The following is an 18,640-nucleotide window of genomic DNA, read 5'->3' as shown; positions in this document are numbered from 1 at the left end:
AAAGGTGACCGGGCCTTTTTGCATATTCTAGGCAGCTATCAGCCGTTGGCCTTTGCCATCCGCTTACGCTCATGCGGATCAAGGTAGCGCTTGCGCAGGCGTACGGAGTTCGGCGTCACCTCGACCAACTCGTCGTCGTTGATGTAGGCAATTGCCTCTTCCAGCGAGAGCGTAACCGGCGTGGTCAGGCGCACGGCATCATCAGAGCCGGAGGCGCGCACGTTGGTCAGCTTCTTGCCTTTGAGCGGGTTCACCTCAAGGTCATTGTCGCGGCTGTGCTCGCCAATGATCATGCCGGTGTAGACGTCAGCCTGTGCGCCGATGAACATTTTGCCGCGCTCTTCGAGGTTCCACAGCGCGTAGGCCACGGATTGGCCGTTCTCCATGGAGATCAGCACGCCAGCGCGACGGCCCGGGATGGAGCCCTTGTGCGGGGTCCAGCCATGGAACACGCGGTTCAGAACGCCGGTGCCGCGAGTGTCGGTCAGGAACTCGCCGTGATAGCCGATCAGGCCACGCGACGGAACATGCGCGATGATGCGGGTCTTGCCGGCACCAGCGGGCTTCATCTCGACCAGCTCACCCTTGCGGTTGCCGGTGAGCTTTTCGATCACCACGCCGGAATATTCGTCATCCACGTCGATGGTGGCTTCCTCGACGGGTTCCATGCGCTGGCCATTTTCCTCGGAGAACAGCACCTGCGGGCGGGAGATCGACAGCTCGAACCCTTCGCGACGCATGTTCTCAATGAGTACGCCCATCTGCAATTCGCCACGGCCCGCGACCTCAAACGCCTCGCCACCGGGGGTGTCGGTGACCTCGATCGCAACGTTCAACTCCGCCTCTTTCATCAGGCGATCCCGGATCACGCGCGACTGGACTTTCTTGCCGTCACGACCCGCGAGCGGGCTGTCGTTGATGCCAAAGGTCACGGTGATGGTTGGAGGATCGATCGGCTGCGCGGGCAGGGCCTCGGTGACCGAGGTATCCACCAGCGAGTCCGCAACGGTGGCTTTGGTCATGCCCGCGATCGTGACGATGTCACCCGCCTCGGCGGCGTCAATCGGCTGCTGGGCAAGACCGCGGAACGCGAGGATCTTGGTGGCGCGGAAATTCTCGATCAGGTCACCCTCACGGCTCAGGGCCTTGAGGTTGTCACCGACCTTGAGCGTGCCGCTCTCAACACGGCCGGTCAGGATACGGCCCATGAAGGGGTCGGAGCCGAGCGTGGTGGCCAGCATGCGGAAGGGCTCATCCTTCTGTGCGATCTGCTTGGGCGCGGGGACGTGCTTCACGATGAGGTCAAACAGCGCCGAGAGATCCTTGCGCGGGCCATCCAGTTCCATATCGGCCCAACCGGAGCGACCGGAGGCATACATGGACGGGAAATCAAGCTGATCGTCATCTGCACCAAGATTGGCAAAGAGATCGAAGCATTCATCCAGCGCGCGGTCAGGCTCAGCGTCGGGCTTGTCGACCTTGTTCAGCACCACGATGGGGCGCAGACCCAGCGCCAGCGCCTTGGAGGTCACGAATTTGGTCTGCGGCATCGGGCCTTCGGCAGCGTCCACCAGCAGCACCACACCATCAACCATGGAGAGGATGCGCTCCACTTCGCCACCAAAGTCGGCGTGGCCGGGGGTGTCGACGATATTGATACGGGTGCCGTTCCATTCCACAGAGGTGGCTTTGGCCAGAATGGTAATGCCGCGTTCGCGTTCCAGATCGTTGGAGTCCATGGCGCGTTCTGCCACGGCCTGGTTTTCGCGGAAGGCGCCGGATTGTTTCAGAAGCTCGTCAACCAGTGTGGTTTTGCCGTGGTCAACGTGCGCGATGATCGCAATATTGCGCAGGTCCATAAGGTATGCCTTTGATTGGGGTTGCCGGGCGCATACCCCGATAAAGCCCCCATGGCTAGTGCAAAAGAGGGACAAACCTACAACTGTCGCCGCACTGCCGCGACATCTCTTGCAAGTTCGGAGGTCTCAATGCCCCGAACTGGTCGAGAACAGATGGATTATGAGGATGCCGCCAATAATCATCGCCATTCCCGCAATTGCTGGCAGATCAATGCGTTGACCAAAGACAAGGAAGCCAATCGCCGCAATGAGAACAATCCCCAGTCCAGACCAGATTGCGTAAACGATACCAACTGGCATGAATTTGAGCGTCAGACTCATCAAAAAGAAAGACACAGCGTAAGCGATGACAACAATCACCGACGGCACCAGCCGGGTGAATTGCTGGCTGGCCTGAAGGGCGGTGGTGCCAATGGTTTCGGCCAATACAGCGGCCATCAAGTAGAGATAATGCATGGCGTGTCCTCTAGCGTCATGAGGCCACCTGCAGGGTAAGTTGCGGTGACATCACCCTCAAATCCTGCCTTGCAGACTGGCGCAAGAGGGGAAATGCCCCCGAGGCTTCCTGTTCACACCAATGTGGGGTTAAAGCCTGCCGCGCTCTGTAAACCACGGCAACAGTTGCGCGCGCACATATCCCCAGACCTGTGGCGCGCCACGCGCGATCTTAGCGCCGACCCGGCTCTCAAGCTGGGGCAGGGTGACGTTATACTCAATCCAACTGCCGCCACCGGTCGCGATGTTCAACAGCACCGGCTGCACCCGGTCGATGGATTTGGCAAAGATGGCATCGCTGCTGGTTGCGGCTTCAAACTCTTGCCAGATCTTCAGGCATTCCTCAGTCTGGGCTGCTGGAAGGAGGCCAAAGATGCGTTGCGCTGCTGCCAGTTCCTCTGCCTCGATCCGCGCGAGCACATCTGCGTCAAGTTTCGAGTGGATCGGGACATCACCGGCATCTATTTCCACCAGATCATGCAGCAGCAGCATGGTCAAAACGCGCGTCACATCGACTTGTGACGCGCTGTAGGGGGCCAAGATCCACGCATAAAGCATAATGTGCCAGCTGTGTTCTGCTGAATTCTCATAGCGCCGACCAGAGGCAATGCGAGAGGCGCGTAGGATAGACTTCAACCGGTCCGCCTCGGACACGAAGGCGAGCCTTGCAGCAAAATTAAGATCGCTGACCTCTGCGCCATTCATGAGTTCAAGCGCCGCTGCATAGGCCTCTGGGAAGCGGTCTTTTAAGGTGGTTGCGCGGCCGGTCGTCAGGTTTTCACGAACCACGCGAAGGTGATCCTCAGGAGGCGAAACAGCGCAAAGCGTTTGGAAGATAGGCTGGCAGTAGTCCAGCGCTTTTGCAAAGCGCGCATCGGCACTCTCTGCGGCCTCAAACTCCCGCCAGAGCAATTGCAACTCATCCCCCTGCGCCTTTGGCAACAGGCCAAATATCCGCTTCTGAGCCTGCTCTTCGGCCTCGGCTACAGCAGCCCAGTCAGTGGGTTCGTCAATAGGATGATCGCCAACGTCGATTTCAACGATGTCATGCAGCAAAAGCATCTGAATGACGCGCGGGATGGACACAGCGGGCGGGGCATAGGACGCAAAGGCCAGCGCATAGAGTGCCAGATGCCAACTGTGTTCGGCTGAGTTCTCAACCCGGCTGCCATCGAGCAGGAGATTCTGCCGCTCCACCTCGCGCAGCCTTTCGATTTCAGAGAGGAATTCGAACTGCTGCACAAGATGGGTCGTCATGATCGGTTTTTTGCCTCTGCCTCGAGTTCTGCCTTAGCAGCCTCAAGCCGTTTGTTGAGAAAGTCGCGCGCCTTGCGCTCGGCAAGGCGAATTCGAACCTCTGTCAGAAAAGCTTCTTCGAGAGATTGGGAGGCCGCCCCGAGAACTTGGGCGATCTCCATATACATGCGGTCTTCACCAAGTGCGTCCTGGACCTTGAGGGTATCCTCCGCCAGCTTTGCAGCCAGTGTGTCCAGCGTCGACATCAGCGGGTGGTCTCAGTGAGGCGCCGTTTGACGTAATCGGAGACATTTCCGATCATCGTGTCCATATGCGGCTCTTGGAAGAAGTGATCCGCACCCTCGATCTCATCATGGGTGATGGTGATGCCTTTTTGCTCGTGAAGTTTGTTCACAAGGCTCACCGTATCCGCAGGCGGGGCTACGCGGTCTGCGGTGCCGTTGATGATCAGCCCCGAAGACGGGCAGGGCGCCAGGAACGAGAAGTCATACATGTTCGCAGGCGGCGCAACCGAGATGAATCCAGTGATCTCCGGGCGACGCATCAACAACTGCATGCCGATCCAGGCCCCAAAGGAGAATCCTGCAACCCAGCAATGCTTGGAGTTGTTGTTCATCGACTGTAGGTAATCCAACGCGGACGCGGCATCCGAGAGTTCGCCGACGCCCTGATCGTATTCACCTTGCGATCGGCCCACGCCACGGAAGTTAAACCGCAATACGGTAAAACCCATGTTGTAGAACGCATAGTGGAGGTTGTAGACCACCTTGTTGTTCATGGTGCCGCCGAATTGCGGATGCGGGTGCAACACGATTGCGATCGGCGCATCCTTTTCCTTCTGCGGGTGATAACGGCCTTCCAGGCGTCCTTCGGGTCCGGGGAAAATGACCTCAGGCATGGGTGGGTTGATCCTACTCTGCTTTTTGGCGAGGTGGCGGAGACAAATACTTGACGAATTCTATCCGACACCTTAGAACTATTCTAAAGAGGCGCAGGTGAAGGACCGGCACCGTGTCAAGCTGAGATACGCATTGACAGGGCTATCGTCAATCATTTGCTGCTTTTTCGACAAAAGGGTTAGCAGATGAAGCTTTCGACAAAAGGACGGTACGCAATGGTGGCCTTGGCTGACATTGCATTGCAACCGTCAGAAGGTCTGGTTGTCCTGGCCGACATTTCCAAAAGACAAGATATTTCCTTGCCTTATCTAGAGCAACTCTTCGTAAAGCTGCGCCGTGGCGGTCTGGTCGCTTCTGTGCGCGGACCGGGCGGAGGCTATCGTCTCGCCCGACCTGCGTCGGAGATCCGTGTGGTTGAGATTCTTGCGGCCGTTGATGAGACTGTTGATGCGATGCACAAAGGGGCAGGTGCGTCTGGGGGATCAAGCGGAAGTCGTGCGCAATCCCTGACCAACAGGTTGTGGGAAGGGTTGAGCGCCCATGTCTATGTGTTCCTGCATCAAACCCGGCTGTCTGACGTCATCGCCAATGAACTGGCGCCTTGCCCGGCCGTTCCGAACCTGTTCTCGGTGGTCGATGAATAAGACAACGTGGCCAGCTTGAATGCTGGCACCAAGACCACAATGTTCTGCAACAATAAAAATATGACTCCATGACTCGTGTTTATCTAGATCACAATGCCACATCACCGCTGCGCCCCGAAGCGCGCGCCGCGATGATTGCAGCCATGGACGTCTGTGGTAATCCGTCGTCGGTTCACGCCGAAGGGCGTGCGGCCAAGGCTGTGGTTGAACGCGCCCGTGCCCAGATTGCTGCTGCCTTTGGTGCGGATGGTGCCGATGTGGTTTTTACATCCGGATCGACCGAGGGCGCTACATTGGCTCTTATGGGGCGCGACCTTCATGGCGCAACGCTTGAGCATGATGCCGTAAGGGCCTGGACTGTAGAAGATTTGGCGGTTGACCCTTCTGGGCGCGTGTGCGTGACAGACCCGCAAAACTCCTGTGTGCAACTGGCGAATTCCGAGACGGGTGTCATTCAGGACCTGCCCGAAGGGCTTGCGGTCACAGATGCAACGCAGGCCTTTGGCAAGCTGCCGGTCGCCTTCAACTGGATGGGCGCGACCATGGCGCTGATTTCCGCGCATAAGCTCGGCGGCCCCAAAGGTATCGGTGCGGTCGTGCTGAAGCGTGGCACCGATCTTGCGGCGCAGATTAAAGGTGGTGGCCAGGAAATGGGGCGCCGCTCTGGAACCGAAAATGTGATTGGAATCGCAGGGTTCGGTGCCGCAGCTGAAGTGGCCGCAAAGGATCTGAACAACGGGGTCTGGGACCGGGTTGCAGAAATTAGAAATATTCTAGAAAAGGCGGTTGCGGCTGAGTGCCCGGACACTATTTTCGTAGGTAAGGATGCGCGCCGCCTGCCAAACACTTCCTGCTTTGCGACCCCCGGATGGAAGGGGGAGACGCAGGTTATGCAGATGGATTTGGCAGGTTTTGCGATCAGCGCAGGCAGTGCCTGCTCCAGCGGCAAGGTGCGCGCGAGCGCCGTTCTGACCGCAATGGGATTTGATGAGACGACGGCTCAGGGGGCGATCCGCGTATCGCTCGGGGCCGACACGACCGAAACGGATGTGCTGCGCTTTGCAGAAGCGTGGTGCGCCAAACAGAAGAAACATCGCGCCCGCTCGGCGTGAGTTCAGGAGAAGACGATGGCCGCTCTGGACCAATTCGAAGCCAAGGAAGGCGTTGATCAGGAAACCGTGGATGCGGTGCGCGAGGTCAGCACGTATAAATACGGTTGGGACACCGATATCGAGATGGAATACGCCCCCAAAGGCGTGAACCCGGATATCGTGCGCCTGATTTCCGAGAAAAACGAAGAGCCGGAGTGGATGACCGAATGGCGTCTGAAAGCGTTTGAGCGCTGGCAGGGCATGAAAGAGCCGAATTGGGCGATGGTGAACTATCCTGAGATCGATTTTCAGGATCAGTACTACTACGCGCGCCCAAAAAGCATGGAAGTGAAGCCAAAGTCGCTCGATGAAGTCGATCCTAAGCTGTTGGCTACATACGAAAAGCTCGGCATCCCCTTGAAAGAGCAGATGATTCTTGCGGGCGTTGAAGGAGCTGAAGATGCGCCCTCCGAGGGTCGCAAGGTTGCTGTGGATGCGGTGTTTGACTCTGTGTCCGTCGGCACAACCTTTCAGGAAGAACTGAAAAAAGCGGGCGTGATTTTCTGCTCTATCTCAGAAGCGATCCGCGAACATCCTGAATTGGTGAAGAAATACCTCGGCACCGTGGTACCTGTGTCGGACAACTTCTATGCGACGCTCAACTCCGCTGTCTTTTCTGATGGTTCGTTTGTGTACGTGCCGCCGGGTGTGCGCTGCCCGATGGAGCTCAGCACCTATTTCCGCATCAACGCGGAGAACACCGGCCAGTTCGAACGCACCCTGATCATCGCCGATAAAGGCAGCTATGTCAGCTATTTGGAAGGCTGTACTGCACCGCAGCGTGACACCGCTCAGCTGCACGCGGCCGTGGTCGAAATCATCATCGAAGAAGATGCCGAAGTGAAATACTCCACCGTTCAGAACTGGTTCCCCGGTGATGAAAACGGCAAGGGCGGCATTTACAACTTTGTGACCAAACGGGCTGATTGCCGTGGCGACCGCGCAAAGGTGATGTGGACGCAGGTTGAGACCGGCTCTGCCGTGACATGGAAATACCCGTCCTGCATCCTGCGCGGCAACGAGAGCCAGGGCGAGTTCTATTCCATCGCCATCGCCAACAATATGCAGCAAGCCGACACCGGCACCAAAATGATCCACCTTGGCAAAGACACCAAAAGCCGGATCGTGTCCAAAGGGATCTCCGCTGGCAAGGCGCAGAACACCTATCGCGGTCTGGTGTCGATGCACCCCAAAGCGAAAAATTCGCGCAACTATACCCAGTGCGACAGCTTGTTGATCGGTGACAAATGTGGTGCGCATACAGTGCCTTACATCGAGGTGAAGAACAATTCCTCGCGCTGCGAACACGAGGCGACAACCTCCAAGGTGGATGACGATCAGCTGTTCTACTGCCGCCAGCGTGGCATGGACGAAGAAGAGGCCGTCGCACTGGTTGTGAACGGTTTCTGCAAGGACGTGCTGCAAGCGCTGCCGATGGAATTCGCAATGGAAGCGCAGCAGCTGGTTGCGATTTCGCTCGAAGGATCTGTTGGCTGATGTCCGGCCCTTGGCAAGGACAAAAAGGAGACTGCACCATGATCGTTACGACCACCGGTTCCGTTGAGGGCTACCAGATCGCCGAATACAAGGGCATCGTTGTGGGTGAGGCGATCATGGGCGCGAATGTTGTCCGTGATGTTTTTGCCCAGATCACCGACATTGTTGGTGGAAGATCAGGCGCTTATGAGAGTAAGCTGCAAGACGCACGCGAAACGGCGCTGAGCGAGTTGGAAGACCGCGCGCGTGCGCTTGGCGCAAATGCTGTTGTGGGCGTCGACCTCGACTATGAAGTCGTCGGCCAATCGATGTTGATGGTCTCGGCCAGCGGCACCGCTGTCGTGATCGGTTAACCCAGTCAGAGAATAAGCCGTGCTTTTTGATCCTCTCCAACTTCGTGAATTCATCGACCGAATTTCCTCAGGGAAATCCGTGGGATTCCCGGAGGTGTCTCTCTATACCAGCGAGATTTATGGTCAGCGCATGGTGTTCTCTGTCGATATGCAGCGTGACCCGATCCAACGCTCTCATCGAGAGGGGCGCTTCTACGAAGAGGAAGAACTCGCTGTTATCAAATCTCTTTTCCCTCTTGGCGGTACGTTCGTAGACATTGGTTCTAATGTGGGGAACCACGGACTTTATGCGGCGGTTTTTCTGTCGGCGGCGCGTGTCATCCCATTTGAACCCAATCCAAAGGCGCTCAAGCTGCTGCTGGCGAATATCTCCGCTAACGGGCTCGCGACGAAATACGACATGAGCCATCTTGGAAAAGGATTGGGCGCAGAGCCGCGTGTGGGCTTTGGGATGGAGCTGCGGGATCGAAATCTCGGGGCCGCGAAAATGTTGCCGGGAGAGGGCGATATTGAAATCACAACAGGCGATCTGGCTCTGAAAAATGACCACCCCGACTTCATTAAGATCGATGTGGAAGGTATGGAAATACAAGTCCTTTCTGGCCTTCAGGATACGATTAGCCGATGCCAGCCTGCGCTTTTGGTCGAGGTCGATCAAGAAAATGACGATGCATTCCACACCCTGATCGCACGAATGGGATATGGGATCTGCGACACGCTGCAGCGCTACAAAACGAATAAGAATTACGTCATCAAACCGATCCAAACGGATGTGGAAAGCTGACGAACCTCCGACACGCAGCATGTGCCCCAGGCACTCGCGGCAACAAGAAAAAGGCGAAAGATATGCTCGAAATCAAAAACCTACACGTGAAACTTGAGGAAGAAGACAAGCAAATCCTCAAAGGCGTAAACCTGACCGTCGAGGCAGGTAAAGTGCACGCGATCATGGGCCCGAATGGCTCCGGTAAATCCACCTTGTCCTACGTTCTGTCGGGTAAGGATGGCTACGAGGTGACCGAAGGGTCAGCATCTTTGCTGGGCGAAGAACTGCTAGAGTTGGAACCGGAAGAGCGCGCCGCACTTGGTGTTTTTCTTGCCTTCCAATACCCGGTCGAGATTCCCGGCGTGGGCAACATGACCTTCCTGCGCACTGCGGTAAACGCACAGCGCAAGGCCCGCGGCGAAGAAGAGCTGTCGGCCACGGATTTCCTCAAGCACGTGCGCGAGAAAGCCAAAGAGCTGAAGATCGACGCCGAAATGCTGAAGCGCCCGGTCAATGTTGGCTTCTCTGGTGGTGAGAAAAAGCGTAACGAAATCCTGCAGATGGCGATGCTGGAGCCGAAAATGTGCATTCTCGACGAGACCGACTCCGGTCTTGACGTCGATGCCATGAAACTGGTTGCCGACGGTGTGAACGCGCTGCGCGACGAGGGTCGGGGCTTCCTTGTCATCACGCACTACCAGCGTCTGCTGGATCACATCAAACCTGACGTTGTTCACATCATGGCTGATGGTCGCATCGTGAAAACCGGTGGACCCGAGCTGGCGCTCGAAGTTGAAAACAACGGTTACGCAGACATCCTGTCCGAGGTGGCATAATGGCACTTCCTGAGCTGAAACAATCGACGACAGAGACCCGTCTTGCGTCTCTGTCTCTGCCCGAAGGCGGATGTCTCGATGCTGCGCGCCGTGCAGCCGTATCTCGGGTTCAGACCATGGGCCTGCCAGACCGGCGTGATGAATATTGGAAATACACCCGTCCTGACACGCTGACCTCTGCGGACGCGCTGAATGCAGCTGTGTTCGACAGCGGCGAAGCACCGATGTTTGATACGTTTGATCGCATTCGCATCGTTTTTGTCGATGGTGTCTTTGATGCTGAGGCCTCTGATGATCTCTCTCTGGAGGGTGTGAACATCGAACGCCTTGCTGAAATCCAAGGCAAAGATATCCATTGGGCCAAGGACATATACGGTGTTCTTGAAGCGCGTGGTCAAACACCGGTTGAGCGCCCTTTGGCCGCGCTCAACACCGCTTTTGCAACCGATGGTGTGGTTATTCACGTTACCGGAAAGCCGTCCAAACCGATCAATCTGGTTTATCGTCACGAAACTGAGAGCTCCGATGCGATCCTACATCATGTGATCAAGGTGGACAGCGGTGCCGAGGCGACGATCCTTGAAAACGGCCCGGCCGCCTCGCGTTTTAACAAGGCGATGGAAATTGATATCGCAGACAATGGCACGCTCCACTTGGTGCGCGCTCAGGGGCGTGATCACGAGCGTCGTGCAGCGACACATCTCTTTGCGCGCTTGGGAACGGAGTCTGTGTTCAAGAGCTTTACGCTTACGGTAAACGGCGTCCTGACCCGCAACGAAGCTGTGGTTGAGTTCCTCGGTGATGATGCCGTGGCGCATGTGGCGGGTGCCTGTGTGGGCGATGGTGATTTTCACCATGATGACACTGTTTTTGTCACCCACGACGCGGTGAACTGCGAGAGCCGTCAGGTTTTCAAAAAGGTTCTGCGCAATGGGGCAACGGGTGTATTTCAAGGCAAAATTCTGGTGAAAGAAGGCGCGCAAAAGACTGATGGATATCAGATTTCTCAGTCTTTGCTTCTGGATGACGACAGCCAATTCCTCGCCAAACCAGAACTTGAGATCTACGCTGATGATGTGGCCTGCTCGCATGGCTCCACCTCAGGCGCGATTGATGAGGATGGGCTTTTCTATCTGCGCTCTCGCGGCGTTCCTGAATCGGAAGCAACCGACCTGATGACGCTCGCTTTCCTCGCGGAGGCAGTGGAAGAGATCGAGGATGATGAAATCGCCGCCAGCATCAACGACCGCCTTTACGGCTGGCTCGCCCGGCGGCGCTGAGGTCTGGCATGGCTGTGACCACAGACATCACGGCAACGTATCGGGGGCCGCGCAAGGTAATTGCGCGGCTTCTCGCTATGGGGCCAAGAGAAGACCGGCTTTTGGCTTTTGTAATGGGGGCTTGTGTGCTGATGTTCATCGCGCAAATGCCCCGCCTCGCGCGTGAGGCGCATTTGACCGGGCAGGAGTTGAACATGCTTCTGGGCGGTGCGCTATTGGGTATCATATTCATCGCGCCGCTTGCTCTTTATGCGCTTGCGATGATTTCTCATTTCCTGATGCGCATGATAGGCGGGCAGGGGGATGGATACTGTGGTCGCCTCGCACTGTTTTGGGCGATGCTTGCATCCTCTCCTCTGTTGCTCCTGAATGGACTGGTCGCGGGGTTCATTGGACCCGGACCAGCCTTGAGTGCTGTCGGTATCTTGTGGGTTGTGGTGTTCCTCTGGTTTTGGATCTCCGGTCTCATTGAGGCCTATTGGGGTAAAAACTAATGAATTTCAAAGACCTCTTGGTGGAAACTGTCACTGACCCGGCCAGTGCCGCACGCCGGATCATATCAATGCAACTCAGCTTTGATGTGGTCTGGACCGGTTTCGCATTGAATGTCGTGCTGAGCGTTTTCCTCTACGCGGTGCAGGGATACCTGCTTGGCTATCCATCGAACACGCTCTTTCCGGGGCTGAGCCCGGCGATGTTTGGTGTGTTTCTCGTTGTTCTTCAGTTGAGTTATACGATCGCTTCGATCACCGCTGCGAAATGGATGGGGCGAGAGGCCAACTTCACCACTATTCTGGGCTTGCTCGTATGGCTGCGCATTGTGAATATCATTGTGCAAGTGATTGCGATTGTTCTTGTTTTCGTGATCGCACCCGTTGCTGTGCTGTTTAACCTCGCGGCTGCGGTCTACGGACTCTATGTGCTTGCACATTTTACCAACGTAGGTTTTGGTCTGAATTCCATGGCAAGATCCGCCGGTGTCATAGTCCTTGCGGGTATCGGCGCCATGATCGCCGTTCTGATCCTGATGGGGGTGTTCCTCCCCACAATTCTGGAGACGTCCAATGTATGATGTCGAAAAAATCCGCTCTGACTTTCCGATCCTGTCGCGCGAAGTGAATGGCAAACCGCTGACTTATCTCGACAATGGTGCGTCCGCGCAAAAACCACAGGTTGTGATCGATGCGGTGACCAAGGCATATGCTGAGGAATATGCTAATGTTCACCGTGGCTTGCATTACCTCTCTAATCTTGCGACCGAGAAGTATGAAGGCGTGCGCGGAATTATTGCGAAGTTCCTGAACGCTGCGGATGAGGATCACATTGTCCTAAATTCTGGCACCACCGAAGGCATCAACCTGGTAGCTTATTCCTGGGCAATGCCCCGGATGGAAGCTGGTGATGAGATCATTCTGTCGGTGATGGAGCATCATGCGAATATTGTTCCGTGGCATTTCCTACGGGAACGTCAGGGTGTGGTTCTGAAATGGGTGGACACCGAAGCGGACGGAAGCCTCGATCCGCAAAAGGTTCTGGATGCGATCACACCTAAAACAAAACTGATCGCAATTACACAATGTTCCAACGTCTTGGGAACTGTTGTTGATGTAAAATCCATTACGTCTGGCGCACATGACAAAGGTGTTCCGGTACTTGTGGATGGATCGCAAGGTGCGGTTCACATGCCCGTAGATGTTCAGGATCTTGGTTGCGACTTCTATGCGGTGACCGGACATAAGCTCTACGGCCCGTCGGGATCTGGCGCGATCTACATTCGCCCCGAGCGAATGGCTGAAATGCGTCCATTCATTGGTGGTGGTGACATGATCAAGGAAGTCTCCAAGGATCAGGTGATTTACAATGATCCGCCAATGAAATTTGAGGCTGGAACGCCCGGGATCGTCCAGACCATCGGATTTGGTGTCGCGCTAGATTACATGATGAATGTCGGAATGGCGGAGATCGCGGCCCATGAGGCGGACTTGCGCGATTATGCAGCTGAGCGGTTCAAAGGATTGAACTGGCTGAACATTCAGGGGCACGCACCGGGTAAGGCCGCTATTTTCAGTCTGACGCTTGAGGGCGCTGCACATGCGCATGACATCTCGACGATCCTCGACAAGAAAGGCGTCGCTGTACGCGCGGGTCATCATTGTGCGGGACCGTTGATGGATCATCTTGGCGTTACTGCAACGTGTCGTGCGTCTTTTGGGATGTACAACACCCGCGAAGAGGTTGATCGCCTCGTTGAAGCCCTTGAACTGGCACATGATTTGTTTGGCTGAGCTTTATTAGGAGTAATGCTCTGCTACATCCTGCAATCGTACTTTACATAATACTGATTATAGGGTATCCATATGGGAAGTTGTATGCCACCTCTCTCATACGAAAAACGCGCCCCAATTCGGAGCGCGTTTTTTATTTACTATCAGCCGGTATTAGTCGCGCACGATCAGAACCGAGCATTTGGCGTATCGCGCCACACGTGCTGAGTTCGGTCCTTGCAGCCGGTCCATCAACTCCGGTTTATGTGCACCCATGACCACCAAGTCAGCTTCAGACCGTTTGATCGCATCAAGGATCATCTCGTAGACATTTGCCCCGACTTCAACGATGTGCTGGACACCCTTCATGTCTGGCACGACCTTTTTAACAAAGGCATGTAGTTGGCGGTCCGCTTCTTTGACCGCCTCCTTCATGGTGCCGTCTTTGAAGAACGAGCCCACGATGCTCATGCCATAGTCCGGGACTACGGTCACCACGCTGAGCGTGGCTCCGTAGAATTCAGCGAGCTCCGCTGCCCGTTTCAGCAATGCCTCTTCAGCATCCATATGCGTCAGGTCGACAGCGCAAAGTACGTGTTTGGTCATCAGGCTACTCCTTCTTCTTTGCGCTTCCGGCCGAGTTGCAGGAAGACGACGAAACCAAGGATCAGGAACGCCGGCAGATAGAAGATTTCTTTCGGCATGCGATCTGCCTCAACTTCCATCTCGACCAGCTCCCAGTCGAAATCGATGCCAAGTTGCTCTGCCGGACCGCCGAAGTTCAGATTGTCCACATAGATCTTGCCATCTTCATCGCGGAACTCAATGCCTGCGCCGTCATAAAGACGGGTTTGACCATCGGCACCCTGCTCACCCAGCGGCAGCAGGAAACGCGCATCGACCATATCGCCTTCAAGGCTTTCACCCAGCAGACGCACACGCAATGTTCCGCCATCTTCCACGTTCTCGGCCATTTCATAGACCGCAGACCCCGGACGGGTTTCAAACGCAGGTTGCAGCTGATCGAGGAAGAAGCCCGGACGGAACAGAGTGAACGCCACCAGAAGCAGCAGCGCGCTTTCCCAGATCTTTGATTTCACGATGAAATAGTTCATCGTGGATGCCGCAAACAGCAGCATCGCAATCATCGCCACGATAAAGACGAACACTGCCTGAACCGGCCCCACATCAATCAGCAATAGATCGGTGTTGAAGATGAACAGGAACGGCAACAATGCGGTCCGGATTGAGTAGAAGAACGCCTGAAAACCTGTGCGCAGTGGATCGCCTTTGGAAATCGCAGCTGCGGCAAAGCTCGCAAGCCCCACTGGCGGTGTCACATCCGCCATAATCCCAAAGTAGAACACGAACATATGCACCGCGACCAGCGGTACGATCAGACCGTTTTGCGCGCCCAGTTCCACCACAACACCCGCCATCAGTGAGCTTACCACGATATAGTTGGCGGTTGTGGGCAAACCCATGCCGAGCACAATGGAGATCAGCGCAACAAAGATCAGCATCAGCATGACACTGCCACCGGAGAGGAATTCAACAAACTCCGCCATCACCTGGCCGATCCCTGTCAGGGTCACCGCACCAACAATGATACCAGCAACACCCATGGCACAGGCCAGACCGATCATATTGCGTGCGCCGATGATCAGACCTTCAAAGATGTCTGCAACACCTTGCTTAAACTCAGCAATTGCATTGTCTTGTCCGCGGAACATCGCCTTGATCGGGTTTTGAGTGGCGAGGATCACCAGCATTGCAACCGACGACCAGAAGGCAGAGAGGCCCGGCGATTTGCGCTCGATCATCAACAGATACATCAGCAACAGGATTGGCATGATGTAGTGAATGCCGGTCTTAAAGATTTCACGCGTGGGCGGCAGGTTCTGCATCGACTCGATGCTGATTTCCAGATCCTCATGCGCCGCGGCAACTTTGAGCGCCAGAACATAGAGAACGGCCATGATCGCTACAATCAGCCACGTGCTGGCCCCGCCTGCGATCCCTTCGAGCGCATTCACAAACACACCGCAAAGCCAAAGGGTTCCGCCACCGATGATGATAGAAATGGCGATGGTGAAAATCGCACCGAGGAAGAACTTGACCGGGTGCATCCGGCGAGAGCCCTTCATGCCCATTTTGAGTGCTTCGAGGTGCACGATATAGACCAGAGCGATGTAAGAGATCGCTGCGGGGATAATCGCAGTCTTCACAACCTCGACGTATGGAATGCCGACATACTCGGTCATCAGGAAGGCCACCGCGCCCATCACGGGCGGTGTCAGAACGCCGTTGATCGACGAGGAGACCTCGATCGCGCCAGCTTTGGTGGCGGGAAAGCCTACACGTTTCATCAGCGGAATGGTGAACGTGCCAGTCGTAACCACATTGGCGATGGACGATCCTGAAATCAAACCCGTCGCAGCAGAGCCGATGACGGCGGCTTTTGCCGGGCCACCGCGCAGGTGTCCCAAGGCGGCAAAGGCCAGTTTCAGGAAGTAGTTCCCTGCCCCGGCCTGATTAAGAAGCGCGCCGAACAGTACGAAAAGAAACACAAAACCTGAAGATACGCCAAGTGCGACACCAAAGACGCCTTCGGTTGTAAGCCACATGTGGCTCATGGCTTTGTTGATTGAGGCGCCCTTCCACTGCACCACTTCGGGCAACCATGGCGACGAGCCAAAGAAGACATACGCCAGGAAAAACAGTGCCACGCCCATCAGCGGGAAGCCAAGGCTGCGTCGCGCCGCCTCCAAAAGCAGCACCAAACCGATTACCGCGACAATGATATCCGTCTGGTTGGGGGCACCGGAGCGCGCCGCGACTCCTGCGTAGGCATAAAACAGATACGAAGCACAAAGCGCGCCAATTATGCCAATAATCCAAGTCGGGATCGGGATATGATGGCGCGGGCTCGTTTTTAAACCGGGGAACGCAATAAAGGCCAAGAGCACCGCAAAGCCAAGATGAATGGCACGGGTTTGCGTATCATTCCAAACACCTACGCCAAGAACGAACGGCAACGGTGACGCGATCCAAAGCTGATATAGAGACCAGACGAGCGGTAAATACCAAAGCGCATTGCGCCCCAATGCATCTCGCGGCGAACGGCCGCCGGTGTCGCTGTCGGCTACAAAATCGTCAAGCGAACGATCTTCCTGAGCCGCGGCGCTTTGATTATCTGTCATCGTGTCCCCACCCGGTTTGTTATACACTCTTGTTGAAACGAAAACGGCTTTCGCCCCTGAACGCAGGAGCGAAAGCCTTTGATTTTACGATAAAAGTGACAGTATCACTTCCAGCCGCGTTCTTTGTAGTACTTCATCGCGCCAGGGTGGATCTCTGCGGACAGCGCATCGCTCACCATTTCTTCTTCGCTGAGACGTGCAAAGGCCGGGTGCAGTTTCTTGAAGTCATCAAAGTTCTCAAATACCGCGCTCACAACCGCATAGACCACCTCGTCAGACACATCTGCGGAGGTCACAAAGGTTGCTTTAGGGCCCCAGGACGGGATGTCGTCCGGGTTACCTGGGTACATGCCACCGGGAATGGTTGCAGCCGCGTAAGGCGTGTTCTCAGCAAGCAGAGTGTCAATGTTTTCACCGGACAGCGGTACGATGTTCACGTCACAGGACGAGGTTGCTTCTTGGCTCGAGCCATTCGGCAGACCGGAGGCCCAGATGGTTGCATCGATTTTGCCGTCACACAGCGCTGCCGCCTGCTCAGAAGACTTGAGCTCTGCCGCAAGTGCGAAATCATCGGCGCTCAGGCCAGAGTATTGCATCAGCGTGTCAGCCAGAACGCGGGTACCGGAACCGGGGTTCGCGATGTTGACCTTCTTGCCTTTAAGATCATCGACGGATGCGATGTTTGCATCTTTGCGTGCCATCAGGTGCATCGGCTCGGGGTGGACCGAGAACAGCGCACGCAGGCCTTCAAAAGGACCGTCTGCTTCAAATGCGCCGGTGCCGTCGAGACCCGCTTTTTGCACGTCGGACTGAACAACACCGAACTCCAGCTCGCCTTCGCGAATGGTGCGGGTGTTGTAAACAGAACCACCGGTGGATTCCACCGAGCAGCGAATGCCGTGCTCTTTGCGGTCTTTGTTCACCAGGCGGCAGATCGCGCCACCAGTGGGGTAATAAACGCCTGTCACACCGCCGGTGCCGATGGTGATGAACTGTTGCTCAGCTGCGGATGCCGCGCCGGCAAAGCCCAGAGCAACAGTTGCAGCAGATGCGAGAAGTGTTTGTTTGAGGACCATAAGTTCTCTCCCTGATTTAAAACCGAAATCGGTCGCGGTGCCGATAGTATGCGGGCGATGCTTCCACAAGTTATTTTTGTAGTCACGACATAACTAATGTTTTTTCTTCGCCACCCAATAGGCGTTGTTGTCTTTGCGTAAGGTCTCGTACGACGTGATTCTGTCCTTCACATCCTGCCCCCCCAAAGCAACCAGCAATGACACGAGATTTTCGGCCACAGCCATAACGCCCGTATAACACCCAAAGTGATGTGTGCTTAGTGTAGATGCAACCAGAGTTTCTTCAGGGGTGAAATTTGAAGAAATGACCTCACTATCGGAGATCATCACCAGCTTCACACCTTTTTTTCGTGCGAATTCACAGGCTTCGATGGTTTCACGAGAATACGGGGTAAGTGTAATAGCGATCATCACATCGCCCTCGTCAGCGTAATTCAATTCATCAATGGCACTGTTGATATGGCGTGGAATCAGCTGCAACGAGGGCAGCGCCATGCGCCCCACATAGTGAAAGTAGTAGGCAATTGAATAGCTTGCGCGCACAGCCGTCAAATAGACATTCTTGGCACCCAATAGCATTTCCGCCACCCGTTGCAGCTGTTTAAGGTTCTGCCCCTCCAAACTACGCTGCACAATCGCCATAGAATTCAGTGCGGCTTCGGCCTGTTTTTGTCCAATTTCACCGCTTTCCCGCCATCTGTTGATCCACTCCGGCGCGTCAATGAATTGTGTCGGAGCCACCAGAGCCACGCGAAATGGGTCGCGCATGTCCTCATAGCTATCAAAGCCCAGCCGCTCTGAAATTCTCACAAGTGTATAGGTCGACACATCCGCCTTTCGCGCCGTGTCGCGGATCGAGTCGAGGCCAAAATCCGCAGGGTGATCGACAATGTACTTTGCCGCCACTTGCAGCCGGGGTGACAGCTCGGGGATTTCTTCCTTGAGGCGAGTTATTGTTTTATTTCGGATGGTTGGGTCCACGTTCTCACCTGCGTCAGCGCATTGCGGCCTGATAACGAATGTTATTTTTCACCTACATTGACGAGATTTGTGATTTCAT

At 55.6% G+C, this 18,640-nt stretch carries 19 protein-coding genes; 10 read left to right on the top strand and 9 right to left on the bottom strand.

The annotated features are described in order from the left end of the window. Nucleotides 1-38 precede the first annotated feature (38 nt). The 5 genes from typA to QNI81_RS06770 form a co-directional block, all read right to left on the bottom strand. Complete coding sequence (gene typA, locus QNI81_RS06790; RefSeq protein WP_283967775.1) at nucleotides 39-1,859, bottom strand: translational GTPase TypA; 1,821 nt, start codon at nucleotides 1,857-1,859, stop codon at nucleotides 39-41. 126 nt (nucleotides 1,860-1,985) lie between these two features. Continuing rightward, nucleotides 1,986-2,315 carry a DMT family transporter gene (locus QNI81_RS06785; RefSeq protein ID WP_005615529.1) on the bottom strand — a complete coding sequence of 110 codons (330 nt, stop codon included), beginning with the start codon at nucleotides 2,313-2,315 and terminating at the stop codon, nucleotides 1,986-1,988. A 129-nt stretch (nucleotides 2,316-2,444) separates the two neighbouring features. Next, entirely contained in the window at nucleotides 2,445-3,611 is a 1,167-nt protein-coding gene (locus QNI81_RS06780) for an HD domain-containing protein (protein ID WP_283967774.1), read from the bottom strand. Further along, on the bottom strand, nucleotides 3,608-3,856 hold the full coding sequence (locus QNI81_RS06775) for a hypothetical protein (protein WP_283967773.1): 249 nt from the start codon (nucleotides 3,854-3,856) through the stop codon (nucleotides 3,608-3,610). Before QNI81_RS06775 ends, QNI81_RS06780 begins: the two co-directional genes overlap by 4 nt. After that, nucleotides 3,856-4,509, bottom strand: a complete 654-nt coding sequence (locus QNI81_RS06770; protein ID WP_005615535.1) for an alpha/beta hydrolase — start codon at nucleotides 4,507-4,509, stop codon at nucleotides 3,856-3,858. The genes QNI81_RS06775 and QNI81_RS06770 overlap by 1 nt, the downstream gene beginning before the upstream one ends. 186 nt (nucleotides 4,510-4,695) lie before the next feature. Between QNI81_RS06770 and iscR the strand changes: the two genes are divergently transcribed. From iscR to QNI81_RS06720, 10 genes are all read left to right on the top strand, one after another. Further along, nucleotides 4,696-5,154, top strand: coding sequence for a Fe-S cluster assembly transcriptional regulator IscR (iscR, locus tag QNI81_RS06765; protein WP_005615538.1), 459 nt, complete (start codon nucleotides 4,696-4,698; stop codon nucleotides 5,152-5,154). A gap of 68 nt (nucleotides 5,155-5,222) precedes the next feature. Further along, the gene (locus tag QNI81_RS06760) at nucleotides 5,223-6,266 is read left to right on the top strand and encodes a cysteine desulfurase family protein (protein ID WP_126137003.1); all 1,044 of its coding nucleotides are present in this window, start codon (nucleotides 5,223-5,225) and stop codon (nucleotides 6,264-6,266) included. A 15-nt stretch (nucleotides 6,267-6,281) separates the two neighbouring features. After that, nucleotides 6,282-7,802: a Fe-S cluster assembly protein SufB gene (sufB, locus tag QNI81_RS06755; RefSeq protein ID WP_283967772.1), complete on the top strand. Its 1,521-nt coding sequence runs from the start codon at nucleotides 6,282-6,284 to the stop codon at nucleotides 7,800-7,802. Nucleotides 7,803-7,840: 38 nt separating this feature from the next. Then, complete coding sequence (locus tag QNI81_RS06750; protein ID WP_005615548.1) at nucleotides 7,841-8,155, top strand: heavy metal-binding domain-containing protein; 315 nt, start codon at nucleotides 7,841-7,843, stop codon at nucleotides 8,153-8,155. Nucleotides 8,156-8,174: 19 nt separating this feature from the next. Next, nucleotides 8,175-8,939 carry an FkbM family methyltransferase gene (locus tag QNI81_RS06745; RefSeq protein ID WP_283967771.1) on the top strand — a complete coding sequence of 255 codons (765 nt, stop codon included), beginning with the start codon at nucleotides 8,175-8,177 and terminating at the stop codon, nucleotides 8,937-8,939. Nucleotides 8,940-9,001: 62 nt separating this feature from the next. Then, the gene (gene sufC, locus QNI81_RS06740) at nucleotides 9,002-9,757 is read left to right on the top strand and encodes a Fe-S cluster assembly ATPase SufC (protein WP_005615554.1); all 756 of its coding nucleotides are present in this window, start codon (nucleotides 9,002-9,004) and stop codon (nucleotides 9,755-9,757) included. Continuing rightward, nucleotides 9,757-11,037, top strand: a complete 1,281-nt coding sequence (locus QNI81_RS06735; RefSeq protein WP_283967770.1) for a SufB/SufD family protein — start codon at nucleotides 9,757-9,759, stop codon at nucleotides 11,035-11,037. Before sufC ends, QNI81_RS06735 begins: the two co-directional genes overlap by 1 nt. An 8-nt stretch (nucleotides 11,038-11,045) precedes the next feature. Next, nucleotides 11,046-11,531, top strand: a complete 486-nt coding sequence (locus QNI81_RS06730; protein ID WP_040641815.1) for a hypothetical protein — start codon at nucleotides 11,046-11,048, stop codon at nucleotides 11,529-11,531. Beyond that, on the top strand, nucleotides 11,531-12,109 hold the full coding sequence (locus QNI81_RS06725) for a YIP1 family protein (RefSeq protein WP_283967769.1): 579 nt from the start codon (nucleotides 11,531-11,533) through the stop codon (nucleotides 12,107-12,109). The genes QNI81_RS06730 and QNI81_RS06725 overlap by 1 nt, the downstream gene beginning before the upstream one ends. Next, nucleotides 12,102-13,322 (top strand): cysteine desulfurase, encoded by a 1,221-nt coding sequence (locus QNI81_RS06720; RefSeq protein ID WP_283967768.1) that lies wholly within the window; start codon nucleotides 12,102-12,104, stop codon nucleotides 13,320-13,322. Before QNI81_RS06725 ends, QNI81_RS06720 begins: the two co-directional genes overlap by 8 nt. Nucleotides 13,323-13,475: 153 nt before the next feature. Here the strand turns inward: QNI81_RS06720 and QNI81_RS06715 are convergent, their stop codons facing one another. The 4 genes from QNI81_RS06715 to QNI81_RS06700 form a co-directional block, all read right to left on the bottom strand. Further along, nucleotides 13,476-13,907: a universal stress protein gene (locus QNI81_RS06715; RefSeq protein ID WP_005615579.1), complete on the bottom strand. Its 432-nt coding sequence runs from the start codon at nucleotides 13,905-13,907 to the stop codon at nucleotides 13,476-13,478. After that, a complete protein-coding gene (locus QNI81_RS06710; RefSeq protein ID WP_283967767.1) occupies nucleotides 13,907-16,504 on the bottom strand; it encodes a TRAP transporter permease in 2,598 nt (865 codons plus the stop codon). Before QNI81_RS06710 ends, QNI81_RS06715 begins: the two co-directional genes overlap by 1 nt. 104 nt (nucleotides 16,505-16,608) lie before the next feature. Beyond that, nucleotides 16,609-17,580 (bottom strand): TAXI family TRAP transporter solute-binding subunit, encoded by a 972-nt coding sequence (locus QNI81_RS06705; RefSeq protein WP_126136997.1) that lies wholly within the window; start codon nucleotides 17,578-17,580, stop codon nucleotides 16,609-16,611. A gap of 93 nt (nucleotides 17,581-17,673) precedes the next feature. Beyond that, nucleotides 17,674-18,561: a MurR/RpiR family transcriptional regulator gene (locus QNI81_RS06700; protein WP_110363774.1), complete on the bottom strand. Its 888-nt coding sequence runs from the start codon at nucleotides 18,559-18,561 to the stop codon at nucleotides 17,674-17,676. Nucleotides 18,562-18,640 lie beyond the last annotated feature (79 nt).

Origin of the sequence: Tritonibacter sp. AK171 (genome assembly GCF_030127025.1) — a bacterium.
Classification (GTDB): domain Bacteria; phylum Pseudomonadota; class Alphaproteobacteria; order Rhodobacterales; family Rhodobacteraceae; genus Epibacterium; species Epibacterium mobile.
Note: the sequence above shows the minus strand (reverse complement) of the source record. Positions and strands in the feature narration are given on the sequence as shown.